Genomic DNA, 14,483 nt, shown 5'->3' with positions numbered 1-14,483 from the left:
TCGGTCAGCCCTTCCGTCGCTCGGCGTCGGTGATCCGCCCGATGTGCACGGGCTGCTGGTAGATGTTGTCGCTGTGCTGGGACAGATCGCCGTGAACGGTGTATCGAGCGCTGGAGGCTCCGAACCGGTCGCCGTCGTCTGCGTCGGAGGCCCCGACGTCGGCCTTATCGGGCCTCTCGGGCCTCTCGGGCCTCTCGGGCATCTGCGCATCGTCGGCCGGTGGCGGATCGCCCACGCCCGGGCCCGTGCCGTCGGGAATCGCTGGAGCAGGCCGACCGGGGAGGTGGAACCAGGCGGTGACCTCGCCCTCCTTGAGTGCCAGGCGGGCCGCGGAGTAGCGCGCGGGCTCGATGAACTTGCCGCCGCTGCTGACCACGTCCTCGTACAGCGAATCGGAGGCCACCAACACGAGGTCGGCCCGCTCGGCGTCCAGCAGCCGCCGGGCGATGGGAGAGTCCGCCAGCCGGCAGGCCAGGTCGACCGCGCGTCCGCTGATACCCCGGTCGTCGTGCCGGACCGGGCCGACATGCATGCCCACTCGCAGTCCCAGAGGTATGAGCAGGGCACGGTTCTCATCCCGCAGGTTCTCGTGCACCTCGACCAGCCACAGGCCGAGCAGTCGGGTTACAGCGATCTGGCCGGCCACCGACAGCAGCACACCGTCGCCGCGGTCCTCCATGTGGACCGCGTCCCGCGCCACCTTGGCGTGGGTGAACGCCGCTTCCAGGACCCGGTAGATCCGGGCCCGCATCCGCGGCTTGTCCACGTCGTCGTACGCCCCGGAACTCCGGGCGTCGACGCTGATCACCAACTCGTAGCGCGCTTCGCCGACATCCATCGCGTCGTCCACCCCGTGCCCCTGTCCTGTTCGGTTGCCGTCACCCCGAGCTTCGGGCCCGGAGCCAAGGCCGTCTGTAGCCGTTTACACACGACTGGGCGTGGATTTACTCGTGATGACCGTCCGCCAAGAGGGCGAGCAGTGCGGGATCGAGGATCTCCACCATCCGGTTGCCCGTGCGCACGAACTTCTGGGTACGCAGCAGCCGCAGTGCCTTGGCGACGGCTTCGCGGGTGGCTCCGACCGTGGCGGCCAGCTCGTCCTGGGCCATGTGGACGACGATGCCTTCATGCGAACGGCCCGAAGCGGAAGGGGCGTAGGGGCCAGAGGGTTCGGCGCGGGACAGTTCCGTGAGCCGGGCGGCCAGGCGTTGCAGCACGGTGAGCGAGGCGAGTGCGGACCGCTCCTGGTCGGCGCTGCGGAGCCGGAAGGTGAGCTGGCGCATCACCAGGCTGCTGACTCGTGGGTGCAGCGCGAGGAATCGACGGAACGCGTCTCCTGAAATGACCTGCGCCTCGATCGGCCCCAGGGCGCGCACCGTTGCGCTGCGGGGGTGGCTGTCCAGCGCCGCCATCTCACCGAGCAGTTCACCGGGACCGCGCAGGCCGAGGATCAGCCTGGTTGCACCACGGTCCGTGGCCACGGAGACGGTGACCCACCCCTGAAGGATGATCACGACGTGACTGGACCGGTCGCCCTCCACCAGGAGTTGGGCATCGGCCGCATAGCGCTTCCGGCGTCCGAGGGCCAGCACGCCCTCGCTTTCCTGGGCTGTCAGAGCCCGCGCAAACGCCAGCTCGTCGCCGAGCAGCCCCATGGCCACTCCCCCCACGGTAATCCGTATGGCCTGAATTTCGTTGGCGCCGATGGTCGCAGAGTGAAGCTTCGGGTAATGCTTCGGATGGACTGAATCGCGCCACTCTGCTTGTACCGCACGGTAATTGGCGAATCACCAGGTAAATCCGGCTCGGGACCTTCCTTGAATCCGGACACGTGTTCCCTTTCTGGGTGATTGCCCGTACTTCCCGACCGGCCGTCGCGGCCCTCGCGTCTCCCGACATCCGAGGTGGGGAACCGTCCCCGGGGTCAATCGGGCGCATCGATCACGGCAGTGAGGCCCGGACGGTGAGCTTGGCGAAAACTCGGGTTTCGACCACGTGGCGATTCGGCCCCCATCAAGGGGATTTGACTATTCCGTAACGAATCCGCAGGGCATCGCAAGAAGGCCACCGCTGCCGCAGAAGGATGTCGAAATGCCCCTGATCGGGTAGAAGTGGTACCAGCGGCGTTGCGCCGCAAAGGCCCAGACCTGAGCGTTCGGTCTCGACGGCGGAATGTCAGCCGGCGACGGCCAAGCCCGCACGGCCAATTTGCGGAAATTTACGCTGACTTCTCGCACGGCAAGGCGAGTGAGGTCTGCATCTCAGCCCGCCAGCCTGCCGGATATCCGGATTCACCGTACTGGTGAGTATCGCCCGTCATATGGAGGGGGAACCCCGGAGTCGTCGCCGCGCCAAGGATCGATACGACGCCCTTCAGGAACCGACTTCGGCATCGACAAGGCATGGACGGCGGCGCCCTATCGCATCGCCACCCACGTCTGGAACTCCTACGTAGCCAACCCCCAGGTCGCCCGTCTCATCCACCACCTCCGGCTGATGGTCGGCGGCGAGTTGGTGCACAGGACGAGTCTCGTCGCTCAGGGCGCCATCGTCGCCACCACCGACCCGCAGCGCTTCGCCGGGTTGCCCCACGCCACGAAGGACCAGATCGTGGCGGAGGAAGCTGCCGAGAGAGCAGCCGCGGAGGCTGCCACAGGCGGTCGAGATCTGAAAGCAACGGGCCGCCAACGGTGTCCCGCAGCCCCGCTCCGCAAACGGCCCCTGCGCGAGCAGGTGGCACGCCGGCACTGGATCCAAAGGGGCTGCCCGCGTTGTCACGCGGGCAAGAGCGAGCCCTGCACTGTCGAAGACCCGGCGGGCACGAGCAAGGCTCCCAGCGAAATCCCACATGATGAACGGCTGCAGCCGTTCATCGACGAACGCAAAGCCATGCAGCGGAAGCGTCGCCCATGGCACGTGTACGAGGTGACGTGTCTCGACTGTGGCCAAGGGCCCGATGCTCGCTGTGAGAGCTCCGGAGGCCCACATACTTCACGAGTCGCAAGGGCCAAGGAGTTCACTCGCCTTCACAAACTGCGGCCTCCTGTAGCTGAGGGGCAAGGAGCCGACGATCGAGACTCCTGGTCTCGACCCGACGCAGGGCGTCGAGAGGCGGCCTCGCGCTGCATGTCGCCCGCGAGTGGCTGGAGTTCCGGCGTCACCGCTGGCCTGACACCGCCAACCCGCACCTGCTGATCAACAAGATCACAGCCCTGGGCACCGGCCCGATCAGCGGTGTCAGCCTCTCCGAACCCCTTCGCGGCCAGGCCGCCACCCTGGAGAGACTCCGCATCGACCGGCAGCTCGAAGAAGCCCTCGTCTACGGCCCCGACCTGCCCCACCTCGCCGAGGTCTTCGGCCTGGACGAGAAGACCGCGATCCGCTAAGCGAGCTCCGCACGAGTTCTGCTGGAGCAGGCCGCCGAGACTGATCCAGCGACTCCACCAAAAGTTGGGCAAACCTCTGATATCTGGGCACCTCGCCTGCGGATTCCCCTCGAATCACGCATGACTGTCAAGGGCTTGAGACAATGCGCCGTGCGGGGAAGACAGGCTCTGAGAGAGGCTGATATGCCTGAGGATCCAAGCGCATCAATGCCACAGCCTGACCGCGACGCAAGGCAGGAACTAGAACCGCAGCCCGAGACGGGCCCACTGATACGGCCATGGGCACCGCTACGGGACCGGACGCATTGGGCGACGCTGGTGGTTCTGCCGCTGCTAGGGGCCATTGCTTTCTGGGCAGTTCAAGGTATGTGGGGATGGATCTGGGACAAGATCTCCGGGCCGCCCGGGCTAACGGCGTACACATCGGGTCTCACTCCCTGTGCACCAGCCACGCTGCCCCTCGTACTGCAAGCGAAGACCGACAAGGCCATCGTGGTCACCGGCGTCAAGGTCAACGTCTTGCCTGACGACTCGAAGGAGGGGTTTGCGTACCGGGAAGATCCTTCTGTGGGTAAGTGTGCAGGTACCGCACATGACCCCATGTTTGACGTAAATCTTACGCAAACGCCCGCCTCTGTTGTGTCAGTGGCCGAAAATGCCGAACCCGACCGCACGGACTTCCCGTTCACTGTTTCCTCTGACCATCCGAAACAGCTGAGACTCAGGATCAATCCGGGAAAGCGCGATGTCCGATTCTCTCTGAAGGTCGAGTGGGTCGCCGACGGCGAGTACGGCAGTGCAACTCTGCCCGACGACGACAGAAGAATGCATTGACCGCGAACCCGCGGGTTTATCCCCCAGAATCGGGGCATCGAACCCGTGGGTTCGAGGGGATGGTCTTCGATCTGGACGTGCCGGTCGAGGTGGTCGGCGTCGAGACCGTGCGTGAGCCGGATGGCCTTGCGCCGTCCAGCTGCAACGTCCGCCTCTCGCCGGCCGAGCGCATCGCGGCTCTGGCCCCGCGCCCTGGCCGCCGGCGTCAAGGCGAGTGCCATCGGCGCGAGCGCGCCCGAGGTCATGGCCGCCGCACGCGAAGTCCTCGACGAGGCCGCCGCGGCGAGCTCCCCCTGCACACCCTCTACCTGGAACTGGCCGGGCCCGGCCTGGAACCAGCACCCGCGACAGGACCGGCCTGGCTACTGGGCGCGGTCCGGGTGACCGCCACTCGGCTGATCGACGGCATGCCGCTGCACCTGGACCAACACCAGCGGGCGCACCCCTGGCCCACGGCACCGCCACCGAGCGAAGGGAAAGGAGCAGATGAGGATCGTCATCACCGGCGCCAGCGGGTTCCTGGGACACCTGCTCGCCGATGCCCCGCTCGCCACGCGCACCTTCCTCGCCGCACTGATCGGGCGCCTGGTGCTTGCCGACCTGCCGGTCGCCCTCTCCTCACCCCGGCGCTGCGTCCAGGCGCTGCTCACCCTCGCGCTGGCTGAACGCGGCACGGGCCCGGGCCGGCTTCCCTGGACGAGCCGGCTCACGACGCCCGTCGTGTTCGCACTCGCCCATCTCCTCCTGGCCGCAGGGCTGACCGGCTACGCCCCTGCTCGCACCCTGCCGGGGCTACTTGCCTCAGCCGCCGTGTGGAGTCTCGGCGACTTACTGGTCATGGGGCGCGCCTACGGGCTCGTCACCGACCTCGCGCCGCCCGGTGGAAGAGGCCGTCACCTGGCCGTCTTCGGTACCAGCTGGGGCGTCGCCGCGACGCTCGCCCCCCTCCTCGGCACCCAGCTGCTGGCCTGCGCAGGAACGACCACGCTGTGGTCCGCTGTGGCTGCGCTCTGCCTGCTGCTCGCCGTGTTCCACCTCCGAGTGACGCCGAAGTCGCCCAGTCTCTGCAATGCCGCGGAGGCGGTGCGCCGCCGGGTGTCGGGCGCTGCATAGGGGCGGTCCGCTCGGCTCGGTGCTGTCGCTTCTCAGGTTCTGGCTCAACAACTGTGGAGCCATCACTGTCCGTCACGACAGGAGGACTCGTTTCCGGAGGAGTTGGAATCCGGCTCGGCCGAACATTTGGCGCTTGAGCATCTTGATCCGGTTGACGTGGCCTTCGACGACGCCCGAGTTCCAGGGAAGCGTGAGGCCGGCGATGACGGCTTGACGATCGCGGTCGATGCCTGCGGCGAGGGTGTGGAGAGTGGGAAGGTCGTCTTGCCGGACGGCGTCGAGCCACTGCGGGAGCCGTTCGCCCTGGCGCTCGGTGAGCATGGTCGCGAAGGATCGGACGTGCCCGGTGAGAGCCTCCAGTTCGGGGCACTGAGCAAGGACCATCTTGAGCCGCAACTGCTCGGTTTCGGTGAGGGTTTCGGGGCGGCTGAGGATCCACCTCGAGACCGTTCGGGACGACGGTGGCTTTGCTGTCACTGGTTGCGGTGACGTGTGCTTTTTCCTGATGTAGGCGCTGACGATCCCGTAGGTGCCCTTGTAGCCGAGCGGCGCAATCTCTTCCCAGAGCTTCCAGGCGTTGGTGCAGCCCTCGTTCCACCGGTCGTCCAAGTAGGGCTTGTACTCGTCGAGGACGGAGGTTCGGTTGTTCTGCCACTGCCCGCGGAAGAGATCTTCCGGCTTGGCGGCATCGGCGAGACTCTTGACCGTGCGGTGCGTCATGTGCAGTTGGCGGCCGATGGATCGGCGGCTGCGGCCGGCTTCAAGCAGCGCGTGAACGGTGGCGCGCCTGGCTCGGATACGGTCGGCGAACCGGTGACCGGTTGGCCACGGCGAGCCGGAAGCCTCCTCGACCGGTGTGGGTTCGGGGCCGGTCTGGGAAGAGGGTTCAGGCACCAGGACTTGCAGGCACCCGCGGTGCTGGGCGACGCTCCGCTCGGCGGCTTCGCCCAGGTTGTGCCACAAATGCCATCTGTCTGCGACTTGGATCGCTTGGGGTGCTCCGGTGGCGGCGCCTTCCGCGAAGAACGGCGCACGGTCGCGGCATACAACCTTGATCCCCGGCCGCTCGGCCAGCCATGCGGCCAGGCTCGAAGCCTCACGGTCGGGCAGCAGGTCCACCGGTCGGCGTGTCTCAACATCGACCAACACGGTTCCGTAGACCCGGCCCTTGCGCGTCGCATATTCGTCGACGCCGACCACCCGCGGGGCCGGTGGTTCTGGTTCGGGAACCCGGCGTTTCAGGCGCCCTACCGCGCGCTCGCTGTGGCGGCGGCGAACGATGCGGAGGTCGCGGCGGAGTTCACCGGCAGGCTGCTGGAGCCGGGGATCAAGGTCTATGCCGAACGGCTGCGGCGTGCCCAGCAGGCCAGCCGACGTCGATGCCAGGTATCGCCGCCGACTTGGTCCTCGGCCCCTTCTCGCGGCGCTGGCTGATGCGGACCGGCGAGCTGACCTACGCGGCGTCGAAGCCCGCGGCGTTCTCCAGAGCGCCGAGCCGGCTGCCGCCGGGCTGCTGCGCGACGGCGCTGCGGCCCGAGGTCAGCAGCCCCCAGAATTCATCGACGCCAGGCGCTCCCGGGAGGCGGCAGGACATGCCAACAATGGCGATGTCACCGGTCTGCTGCGCACCATTATTGGGGGCCATGAATTCTCCAGGGCGACACGAACGCGACGGACATGCTGAAGGCACAGCGGGGGGATGTTTTCTCGGGAAACCTCCGGAACTCGGACGGGCGGTGGGCGGCGCTGCCTTCGGAATTCAGAGTCCGGCTGACAGCGGTAAGCGCGGAGGTTCGAGGTGTCCCTTTCCGCGGCATTCCCGAGGGGGCTGCCCCGGCACGCCCCGCGATAGGCTTGAACCACGTAATCCCAGTCGACCACGTATGAACGGTGCCTCATGCTGAACAGAGTTGTGCACGCACTCGCCTGCCCCCACTGCGGTGCCGCGCTCACCCAACGCGACCGTGCCCTGCTCTGCAGCGCCGGTCACACCTTCGACATCGCGAAGCAGGGCTATGTGAACCTGCTGTCGGGAGCGACGAAGCACAGTGCGGACACCAGGGAAATGGTGGAGGCGCGTGCCGAATTCCTGGCAGCCGGCCGCTACGCCCCCATTTCCGAGGCGCTGGTCGAGCTGGCACGCCGTACGGTCGATCCGGCGGCGTCCGGTTGTGTCGTCGATATCGGCGGTGGTACCGGTTATTACCACGCGCAGGTAATGGACGCCTTTCCGGACGCCGTGGGAGTCCTGCTCGACATTTCGAAGTTCGCCGCCCGGCGCGCGGCCAAGGCGCATCCGAGGATCAGTGCCGCGGTGGCCGATGCCTGGCAGGAACTGCCCCTCCAGGACGGCGCCGCTTCCCTAGTGCTGAACACCTTCGCACCGCGCAACGGGCCGGAGCTGCAGCGGATTCTGGCGCCCGGCGGCGTTCTGCTGGTCGTCACCGCCCGCCCCGGCCATCTCCAGGAGCTGATCGACGCACTCGGCCTGCTGCGCGTGGATGACCGCAAGGAGTTGAGGCTGACCGAACAGCTCGCCCCGTACTTCACGGTCGCCGAGACCGAGCAGTTGACGCGGACGATGACGCTCGATCACCAGGCGCTGGCCCAGCTCGTCGCCATGGGCCCCAACGCCTGGCACCACGACGCCCAGGACGTCCAGGAGCGGGTCCGGAAGCTGCCGGAACCGTGCCCCGTCACGCTGTCCGTCACGCTGACCGCCTACCGGCCGCTGACGTAGCCGCGCACTGCGCCGACGGCCCGCCGACGTCACCTGCCAACGGCGGAGGCGGCGGCCGGCCTTCCGGGGCCCCGGCCAACACGGTGCTCAACCGACCAGCAGCGCGTTGACGATGAAGTCGGCGCCCTGGGCCGCTTCGTGGGCCGCGTCGACGACGACCTGGTCATATCGCTTCGGGCGCCTTGGGCAGGTTCTTCAGCAGCGGACTGCGCCGCAGCGAGTCCCTCACCTGGGGCATGCTGAAAAACACGGCGGGTTCGCCCGGGGTGACCCTGTACTCAGCTTGATTCTGTCGGTGATCTTGGAGTTGCCGCGGTCAGGTGCCCAGGGTTCGCCAGGACTTCGGCCGGGGGATCTCGTGTTGGTCGAGGTAGGTCTGGAAGTGGGTCGGCCGGCGGGGAGGGGGTGGTTCCTCGGTCGGTGGGAGACCGCTGAGACGCTCGATGTTGATGGCGATGGCCGTCAGGACGTGCTGGACGTGGACCTTGTCCTGGCCTCGGTAACGGCAGCGGCGCATGCCGTGGCCGTGGGCGAATTCGTTGACTGTTCCCTCGACTCCGGAGCGGACTGCGTAGCGGGTCTTCCACTCAGGTGTCTGTTGCTCGGCACGGATGCGGAGTTGCAGGTCGCGTAGTTCGCGTGGGGGAAAGCCCACGGTGCGGTGGCTTGCGCGGGAGGCGGTGCACTGAGCACGGGCCGGGCATGGCTGACACTGGCTCTTGGTGAACCGGGCCACGATCAGCGGGGCCGCGGTGGGCGAGGAGGTCGGGTAAGGGCCGTGCCAGCCCTGGCTGACCTGACCCTGGGGGCAGGTGACCTGCTGTCGCTCGTAGTCGACGTGGAAGTCGTCGCGGGCGAAGCCTTCACCCCGGCGGTGCTGCCGGGTGGGGTTGGCCTTGAGCGGCCCGGAGACGGTGACCTGGTGATCGCGTGCGGCTTGCGCAAGGTGGGGCAGGGAGGTGTAGCCGGCGTCGACCAGGTGCTCGGCGGGCAGCAGGCCGCGACGGTGCAGGCGAGTGTGGATGCTGGGCAGGACCTTGCTGTCGTGGGTAGTGGCCGCGGTGGTCGCCACGTCCGTGATCACGTTGGGGCCCTCGGGAGCGCACGTCTCCGTGAGATGGGCGGAGAACCCCTTCCAGCTGATGATGTGCCCGTGCCGTGTGTAGCGGGCTGAGGTGTCGTAGGGAGAGACGATCGCCCGGGAGGAGGGCGGCAGGCCGGGGCCGTCTTCCGTCTCGGCGGTGCGCCAGCGCAGGTGTCCTGCGGCGTCACGGTGGTAGTTCTGCACCATGATCTGGCGCAGGGCCTGGACTCGAGGGCCGAACGCCCGGTTTCCACCATGCTGGTGGAGGTGTTCCAGGAGCCGAACGGCGTCGTTGCCGGTGGCGAGGATCCTGGTCTTGGGCTTGGTGGGATTCTTGCCCAGGCGAACCGGGCGGCCGTAGCGGCGCCCCCAGTCCTCGTCGACCAGGTCGTCCAGCAGGTGCGGGGCGGTGCCGGCGACTTCCTCCAGCGCGGCACGGACCGCCTCGGTGATCAGTTCCAGCCGGGTCAGGTCACGCACGGCGGCCAGGACGTGGGTGGAGTCGGTGCGCTGCGTGGTGCGCTCGCGCACCAGCCGGCTTCCTTCAGGCGGGCCAGCGCGAGGTCGAGGAGGCGATCGGCGCGGTCGCCCTCGGTGAGACGGTCGCGGAAATCGGCCAGCACACTGTGATGGAAGCCGGGGTCGTCCAGCTCCATGGCCATCGCGTACTTGAAGTCGATCCGGCAGCGCACCGCCTCGGCGGCCTGCCGGTCCGACAGGCCGAGCAAGAACTGCAGCACGCAGACGGTGGCCAGCTGGGCGGGCGAGAGGCCCGGACGCCCGTCACGCGGATACCAGTCCGCAAAGTCCTCGTCACACCACAGCCCGTCCGGGCGGTCTCTCACCCACATCGCTGCCGTACCACCTGGGTTGCTCGCCCTCGCGATCTGCCCCGTCAGAGGCGGGACTTGCTCACCGGAACGAGGACGGAGCGACAACGGACACCTCGACAACTGCATGGGCTCTCGGAACACCCCGAGCATGCCCACCGATCACCCCAGCTCACGGAAACTTCAAGATCCCCGACAGAGTCAAGCTCAGAAGCCGTACCTCAACCGAACGTGATTCCTTGATTTCCGCTCGTCAGGAATGGTTTCGCTCGGGTTGAGGGAGGTGTGCCGACGTCTTGTGTCCGCTTCATGGTTGAGGGGTGCGCGGTGGCGTCGGTGCTGGGAATGCTGGAGGAGCGGGAGGCGGCTGCCTGTGTGCGGGTGGAGGGCTTGCGGGGGGAAGTCGCTTGGTTGGCTGAGGTGTTGGAGGTCGCGGAGACCGAGCGGGACCGGCGTTGAGCGCGCGGGAGGAACTGGTCGAGGCCCTGGCAGTCTCTGCGGCTGAGTCCACTGCCGTGACCGCTACCGAGGCAATGGAGGACGCGGCGCTGTCGCACGCGCCGGTTCCGGGCTCGACGGTGCCGTCCTGGCGGGAAGGGCTGCCGGTGACGGTTCTGGCGCCGGACTGTCAGCGGATTCTGGGCGTGTTGGAACAGCAGCGATCCATGGGCCGCGGGCCGCTTCGAGCCAAGGAGATCGCTGTGGAGCTGGGCTTTGGGGCGACCCCGGCGGAGGTCGAGGCCGGCACCGTCGCGGCGGCCCGCACCGACTGCACGTCGGTGATCCCCGCCGTGGGCCCGGCCTCGCGGCCCTCGTGTTCACGGACCTTCCCGCGCAGCCGGTCGTGGAACTCGGCGATCAGCCCGTGCTCGCGCCAACGCCGGAAGAAGGCATAGACCCGGCCCCAGCCGGGGAAGTCCGCGGGCAGCGCCCGCCACGAGATCCCGCCCGCGACCAGGTAACCGATCACGTCCAGCAGTTGCCGATGACAGTAGCCCTCGGGCCGTCCGCCCCGCCCCTGAAGCCATGCCGGCACCGGCAACATTGGCCGCACGGCCACCCACTCCGCGTCCGTCATGTCCGACGGATACCAGCGCACCCGATCGGGATGATCGACCGCATTGCCGTACAGGTGCGCGAGACAATCGCACGGCACGACGGGCGAGTTGAAGTCAACGGGCTCGGACGCGTACAACAACGACAACAGGGCCCCGGGAACCGCTCGGAATGGGATCGCACCCCGAGTTACCAGGAGGCCCTGCCTTCATGCGCGTACCGGCGGAAGATCACCCGACCAGGAACTCAGTTCGACCTGCACGTTCCGAGATCGTGTTCGTCGCGTGGCTGCCGATCGCCCGCCCTTCGCCAGGGCAGCCTGTTTTACTATCTGGATCACGATTCTCGTGATGCGAGCTGCCCGCTACGCTCCTGGTGAGTCAGTCACCCGCGGGGAGGCGAAGACGATGGCGGTCGTAGCAGTGGGGCTTGCGACGCCCTGGCAGGTCAGATTCCGGGCGGGCAGCAACGAGGGGCTCGCCGACACGCTCAAGGCAGGCGTCGGCGGTTCGACGGGGATGCGTCCGCATGAACTGCTGGAGGCGTCGCTGGCCACGCGCATGACTATCTCTGCACGGATGGTAATGGCCGATCTGGGCGTCACCGCGGCTGACGTGAGTGTGCGGGTGCACCTGGAACGCGAGGAGTCGACGACGCGGTTCCGGTACGAGCTCGTCTTGGACCCGGCGCTTGAGACCTTCCGGCCCGCGGTTGTGGAGCGCATCAAGTGTTCGCCGGTGCGCTCCACGCTGAGCAAGCCCCTGATCTTCAAACCTGCGTAAACCTGGGCAGCTCAGGCGACATTGACCTTGCCGACGACCTTGCGTAGCCGTCCGTCGGCGCCGTGTTTGTTCCGCCAGACGATGTGGCGGCGGATCACGCTGCCCTGCTCCTTGTGGCTCGCGTGGTCGGTGCCGTCCAGGGCGAACTAGCGCAGGGCGGTGAACTGGGCAGCGTGAACACCCTCGGCCGACCGCCCTTGTACTTCGGGTACAGCGAGTCGAAACCGTCGGCGTTGAAGTCGTGGATCACATCCCGGACCCGGTCCGCACTGGTGAATGTCACTTCCGCGATTTTCGCCACCGGCATGCCCTGTGCGGACAGCAGCACCATCTGCGCCCGCCGCCAGGTCACCACCGACCCAGTCCCTCTACGGACATCCGCAGCAGATGCTTCCCCTCGTCGCCGATCTCACGGACACGCACCCGTTGTGCCACCCCGACAGCCTGGCGGCAACGCGCCGCCCGGGCCAGCATCCGAACGGCACGTCACATCACGGCAAGGCAAGCGTTCGTTGATGCGGCACTAGGCGGCCAGATGCCCGATGGTGGGGAAAGCAGTGCCGTCGCCGGCGTCGATGAGGGTGCGGGCTGCGGTCCTGACCCCCGATGCCGGGCACGGAGGTCAGGACCTGGGAGAGAGGGCGGGCCTCTGGCAGCTTCTCGCGTGTAGCGAGTCGACAGCGCTCAGCAGGGAGTTGGCGTGCTGGGCCAGTAGGCGGCACCAGCTGTCGTACGCCTTGTGGCCGGTCGCGCCGGCGCGGCCGTTCGTCGCCGCCCTGGCGCCCTTCCTGCAGGCGCTACCGTACCCGGGGTATACGTTGCGGTACGTGGCCTGCGTACCTGCTTCCCGTGCGCACCGTGCAACGATGGCGTACCCGAGCGGATGCTATTCCGGCACGGCGGCAGCCGGCTGTGCACCTGACTGCGCGTCCGTCGACTGCGCGTCCCCGTCCCCGTTGGTGCGTTCGGCCCGCCGCAGCAGTACGGCGGCGATCAGTCCGCCGAGGAAGACCGCGGCTGCGCCGACCACCTGGCTGGTGCCGATACCGGAGGCGAAGGCGTCGTGCACGGCCGTGCGTTCAGCCCCGGTACGGGTCCTGTCGAGCGCCGCGGGCAATGAAGCAGCGCCCGCGGCGGCCAGCGGAAGCAGCGCAACGAAGCGGGAGGTGAGCACCGCGCCGAGGACGGCGACGCCCAGGCCCTGGCCGAACTCCATCAGCGTGCCGTTGACGCCGGCGCCCACTCCGGCCTTGGCCGGAGGGATCGAGGACATGATGGCGTTGGCCATCGTCGGCATGGCGAGTGCGATGCCGACGCCCATCATGATCAGGCCGAGCAGCATACCGCTGTAGCCGTGGCTGCCGAGTAGCGCTATGGCGGCGAGGCCGGCTGCGAGCAGCGACATTCCTGAGACGATCATTCCAGGCGTGCCCAGCTTGGGTACGAGGCGGGCGCCCAGCCCGGTGAAGTTGATCAGAATGACCGTGGTTGCGAGCGGCGCCATCCTCAGACCGGCTTCCAACGGGCCGTAGCCGAGCACCAGTTGGAGGTGCTGGGTGATCAGGAACGCTGAGCCGCCCATCCCGAAGGCGACGAGGATGCCGCCGGAGACCGCGCCGATGAACCGGCGGTTGCGGAAGAAGTGCATGTCCAGCATGGGATGTGGGACGTGCAGCTCCCACAGTGTGAAGGCCGCAAGACCGAGGATTCCGATGGCCGCGGAGACCAGCACCTGGCCGGACAGCCAGCCGGCGTCCGGCCCGGAGATGATCGCGAAGACCACCCCAACCATGCCGATCATGGATAGCAGCGCGCCCAGCAGGTCCGGCCGGTCACCGCCGCGGCTCTTGGATTCGGGGACGAGGGTGACGGTGGCCACCAGTGCCAAGACAGCGACGGGGAGGTTGACCAGAAACAGCGAGCCCCACCAGAAGTGGTCCAACAACGTGCCGCCGATGAGCGGCCCGGCGGCCAGGCCGAGCGAGTTGACCGAGCTCCAGATGCCTATGGCCTTGGGCCGCTCCTGGTCGTCGAAGATCTGCATGACGACGGCGAGGGTGGTGGTGACCAGCAGGGCACCGCCGACGCCCATACCGGCGCGGGCCGCGATGACCTGGCCGGGCGACTGGGCGAGGGTGGCGCCGAGTGAGGCGAGGCCGAAGAACAGCAGGCCCACGGCGAGCATCTTCTTGCGGCCGTAGCGGTCGGCGGAGTTCCCTGCAGTGAGCAGCAGGCCGGACTGGACCAGTGAATACGCGTTGATCATCCACTGAACGTCGGCGGTGGTTGCGCCTAACTCTCTGGTGAGGGAGGGAATGGCGACATTGAGGACGGTGTTGTCGAGGACGACCGTCAGCTGCGCGACGCAGATAACGGCGAGAATCAGCCAACGGGCGGGGTTTCGGCCCGTTGGCTGGAGGTCGATGGATTGCGAAGCCACGGCGGGCATACGGCTCCCTGTAACAGTGCGAGCGGATATTGTGCACCGTACAGGGAGCGTGGTCGCCGTGCATATTCTTCCGGCGGGCTCGCTAGGCGCCGCAGTGAAGAGGTCGTCTCGTTCGGGCAGTTTGTAGGTGATTGCGGTCCATACGTCTCGCCGCATGAGGGTGGTTTGCCGGTTGCCCGCTGGGAAAGGGGGGATCGCGGTGGGGTGGA

Annotated in this window: 12 protein-coding genes and 3 pseudogenes; 5 read left to right on the top strand and 10 right to left on the bottom strand. The window is 67.7% G+C overall.

What is annotated here, in order from left to right; translation table 11 throughout:
- Window positions 1–4: 4 nt before the first annotated feature.
- From SNOUR_RS09680 to SNOUR_RS46150, 3 genes are all read right to left on the bottom strand, one after another.
- Window positions 5–850, bottom strand: coding sequence for a hypothetical protein (locus tag SNOUR_RS09680; protein WP_312632267.1), 846 nt, complete (start codon window positions 848–850; stop codon window positions 5–7).
- Between the two features lie 94 nt (window positions 851–944).
- Window positions 945–1,655, bottom strand: coding sequence for a Crp/Fnr family transcriptional regulator (locus SNOUR_RS09675; RefSeq protein WP_067345625.1), 711 nt, complete (start codon window positions 1,653–1,655; stop codon window positions 945–947).
- A 718-nt stretch (window positions 1,656–2,373) separates the two neighbouring features.
- Window positions 2,374–2,949 (bottom strand): hypothetical protein, encoded by a 576-nt coding sequence (locus SNOUR_RS46150; protein WP_159425845.1) that lies wholly within the window; start codon window positions 2,947–2,949, stop codon window positions 2,374–2,376.
- A gap of 755 nt (window positions 2,950–3,704) precedes the next feature.
- Here SNOUR_RS46150 and SNOUR_RS42810 point away from each other — a divergent pair.
- The 3 genes and pseudogenes from SNOUR_RS42810 (at window position 3,705) to SNOUR_RS48255 (ending at window position 5,333) form a co-directional block, all read left to right on the top strand.
- Window positions 3,705–4,220: a hypothetical protein gene (locus SNOUR_RS42810; RefSeq protein ID WP_312632263.1), complete on the top strand. Its 516-nt coding sequence runs from the start codon at window positions 3,705–3,707 to the stop codon at window positions 4,218–4,220.
- Window positions 4,221–4,279: 59 nt separating this feature from the next.
- Window positions 4,280–4,615: pseudogene (locus SNOUR_RS48260) on the top strand (pantoate--beta-alanine ligase); the annotation flags it as partial.
- Between the two features lie 91 nt (window positions 4,616–4,706).
- A complete protein-coding gene (locus SNOUR_RS48255) occupies window positions 4,707–5,333 on the top strand; it encodes a hypothetical protein (RefSeq protein ID WP_067345622.1) in 627 nt (208 codons plus the stop codon).
- 72 nt (window positions 5,334–5,405) lie between these two features.
- Here the strand turns inward: SNOUR_RS48255 and SNOUR_RS09665 are convergent.
- A pseudogene (locus SNOUR_RS09665) lies at window positions 5,406–6,596 on the bottom strand (ISL3 family transposase); the annotation flags it as partial.
- Between the two features lie 190 nt (window positions 6,597–6,786).
- Window positions 6,787–6,978, bottom strand: coding sequence for a beta-ketoacyl synthase N-terminal-like domain-containing protein (locus SNOUR_RS09660; RefSeq protein WP_067345620.1), 192 nt, complete (start codon window positions 6,976–6,978; stop codon window positions 6,787–6,789).
- 252 nt (window positions 6,979–7,230) lie between these two features.
- Here SNOUR_RS09660 and SNOUR_RS09655 point away from each other — a divergent pair, with 252 nt between their 5' ends.
- The gene (locus SNOUR_RS09655; RefSeq protein WP_067345618.1) at window positions 7,231–8,073 is read left to right on the top strand and encodes a putative RNA methyltransferase; all 843 of its coding nucleotides are present in this window, start codon (window positions 7,231–7,233) and stop codon (window positions 8,071–8,073) included.
- 316 nt (window positions 8,074–8,389) lie between these two features.
- Here the strand turns inward: SNOUR_RS09655 and SNOUR_RS09650 are convergent, their stop codons facing one another.
- The 3 genes from SNOUR_RS09650 to SNOUR_RS48245 all read right to left on the bottom strand — a co-directional run bounded on the left by SNOUR_RS09650 (window position 8,390) and on the right by SNOUR_RS48245 (window position 11,191).
- On the bottom strand, window positions 8,390–9,688 hold the full coding sequence (locus SNOUR_RS09650) for a transposase (protein WP_312632258.1): 1,299 nt from the start codon (window positions 9,686–9,688) through the stop codon (window positions 8,390–8,392).
- The gene (locus tag SNOUR_RS48250; protein WP_312632256.1) at window positions 9,625–10,008 is read right to left on the bottom strand and encodes a transposase; all 384 of its coding nucleotides are present in this window, start codon (window positions 10,006–10,008) and stop codon (window positions 9,625–9,627) included. The genes SNOUR_RS09650 and SNOUR_RS48250 overlap by 64 nt, the downstream gene beginning before the upstream one ends.
- A 607-nt stretch (window positions 10,009–10,615) precedes the next feature.
- Window positions 10,616–11,191 (bottom strand): transposase, encoded by a 576-nt coding sequence (locus SNOUR_RS48245; RefSeq protein WP_312632254.1) that lies wholly within the window; start codon window positions 11,189–11,191, stop codon window positions 10,616–10,618.
- 259 nt (window positions 11,192–11,450) lie between these two features.
- On the opposite strand from SNOUR_RS48245, the gene SNOUR_RS09635 reads away from it, so the two are divergent.
- Window positions 11,451–11,825: an OsmC family protein gene (locus tag SNOUR_RS09635; RefSeq protein WP_067345615.1), complete on the top strand. Its 375-nt coding sequence runs from the start codon at window positions 11,451–11,453 to the stop codon at window positions 11,823–11,825.
- A gap of 166 nt (window positions 11,826–11,991) precedes the next feature.
- On the opposite strand, the pseudogene SNOUR_RS48240 reads toward SNOUR_RS09635, so the two are convergent.
- Window positions 11,992–12,260: pseudogene (locus SNOUR_RS48240) on the bottom strand (helix-turn-helix domain-containing protein); the annotation flags it as partial.
- Window positions 12,261–12,711: 451 nt separating this feature from the next.
- Window positions 12,712–14,274, bottom strand: coding sequence for an MFS transporter (locus SNOUR_RS09630; protein WP_067345613.1), 1,563 nt, complete (start codon window positions 14,272–14,274; stop codon window positions 12,712–12,714).
- Between the last annotated feature and the right edge of the window lie 209 nt (window positions 14,275–14,483).

Origin of the sequence: Streptomyces noursei ATCC 11455 (assembly GCF_001704275.1) — a bacterium.
GTDB classification, from domain to species: domain Bacteria; phylum Actinomycetota; class Actinomycetes; order Streptomycetales; family Streptomycetaceae; genus Streptomyces; species Streptomyces noursei.
The sequence above is the reverse complement of the archived record's forward strand: the minus strand, read 5'-3'. Positions and strand labels throughout refer to the sequence as shown.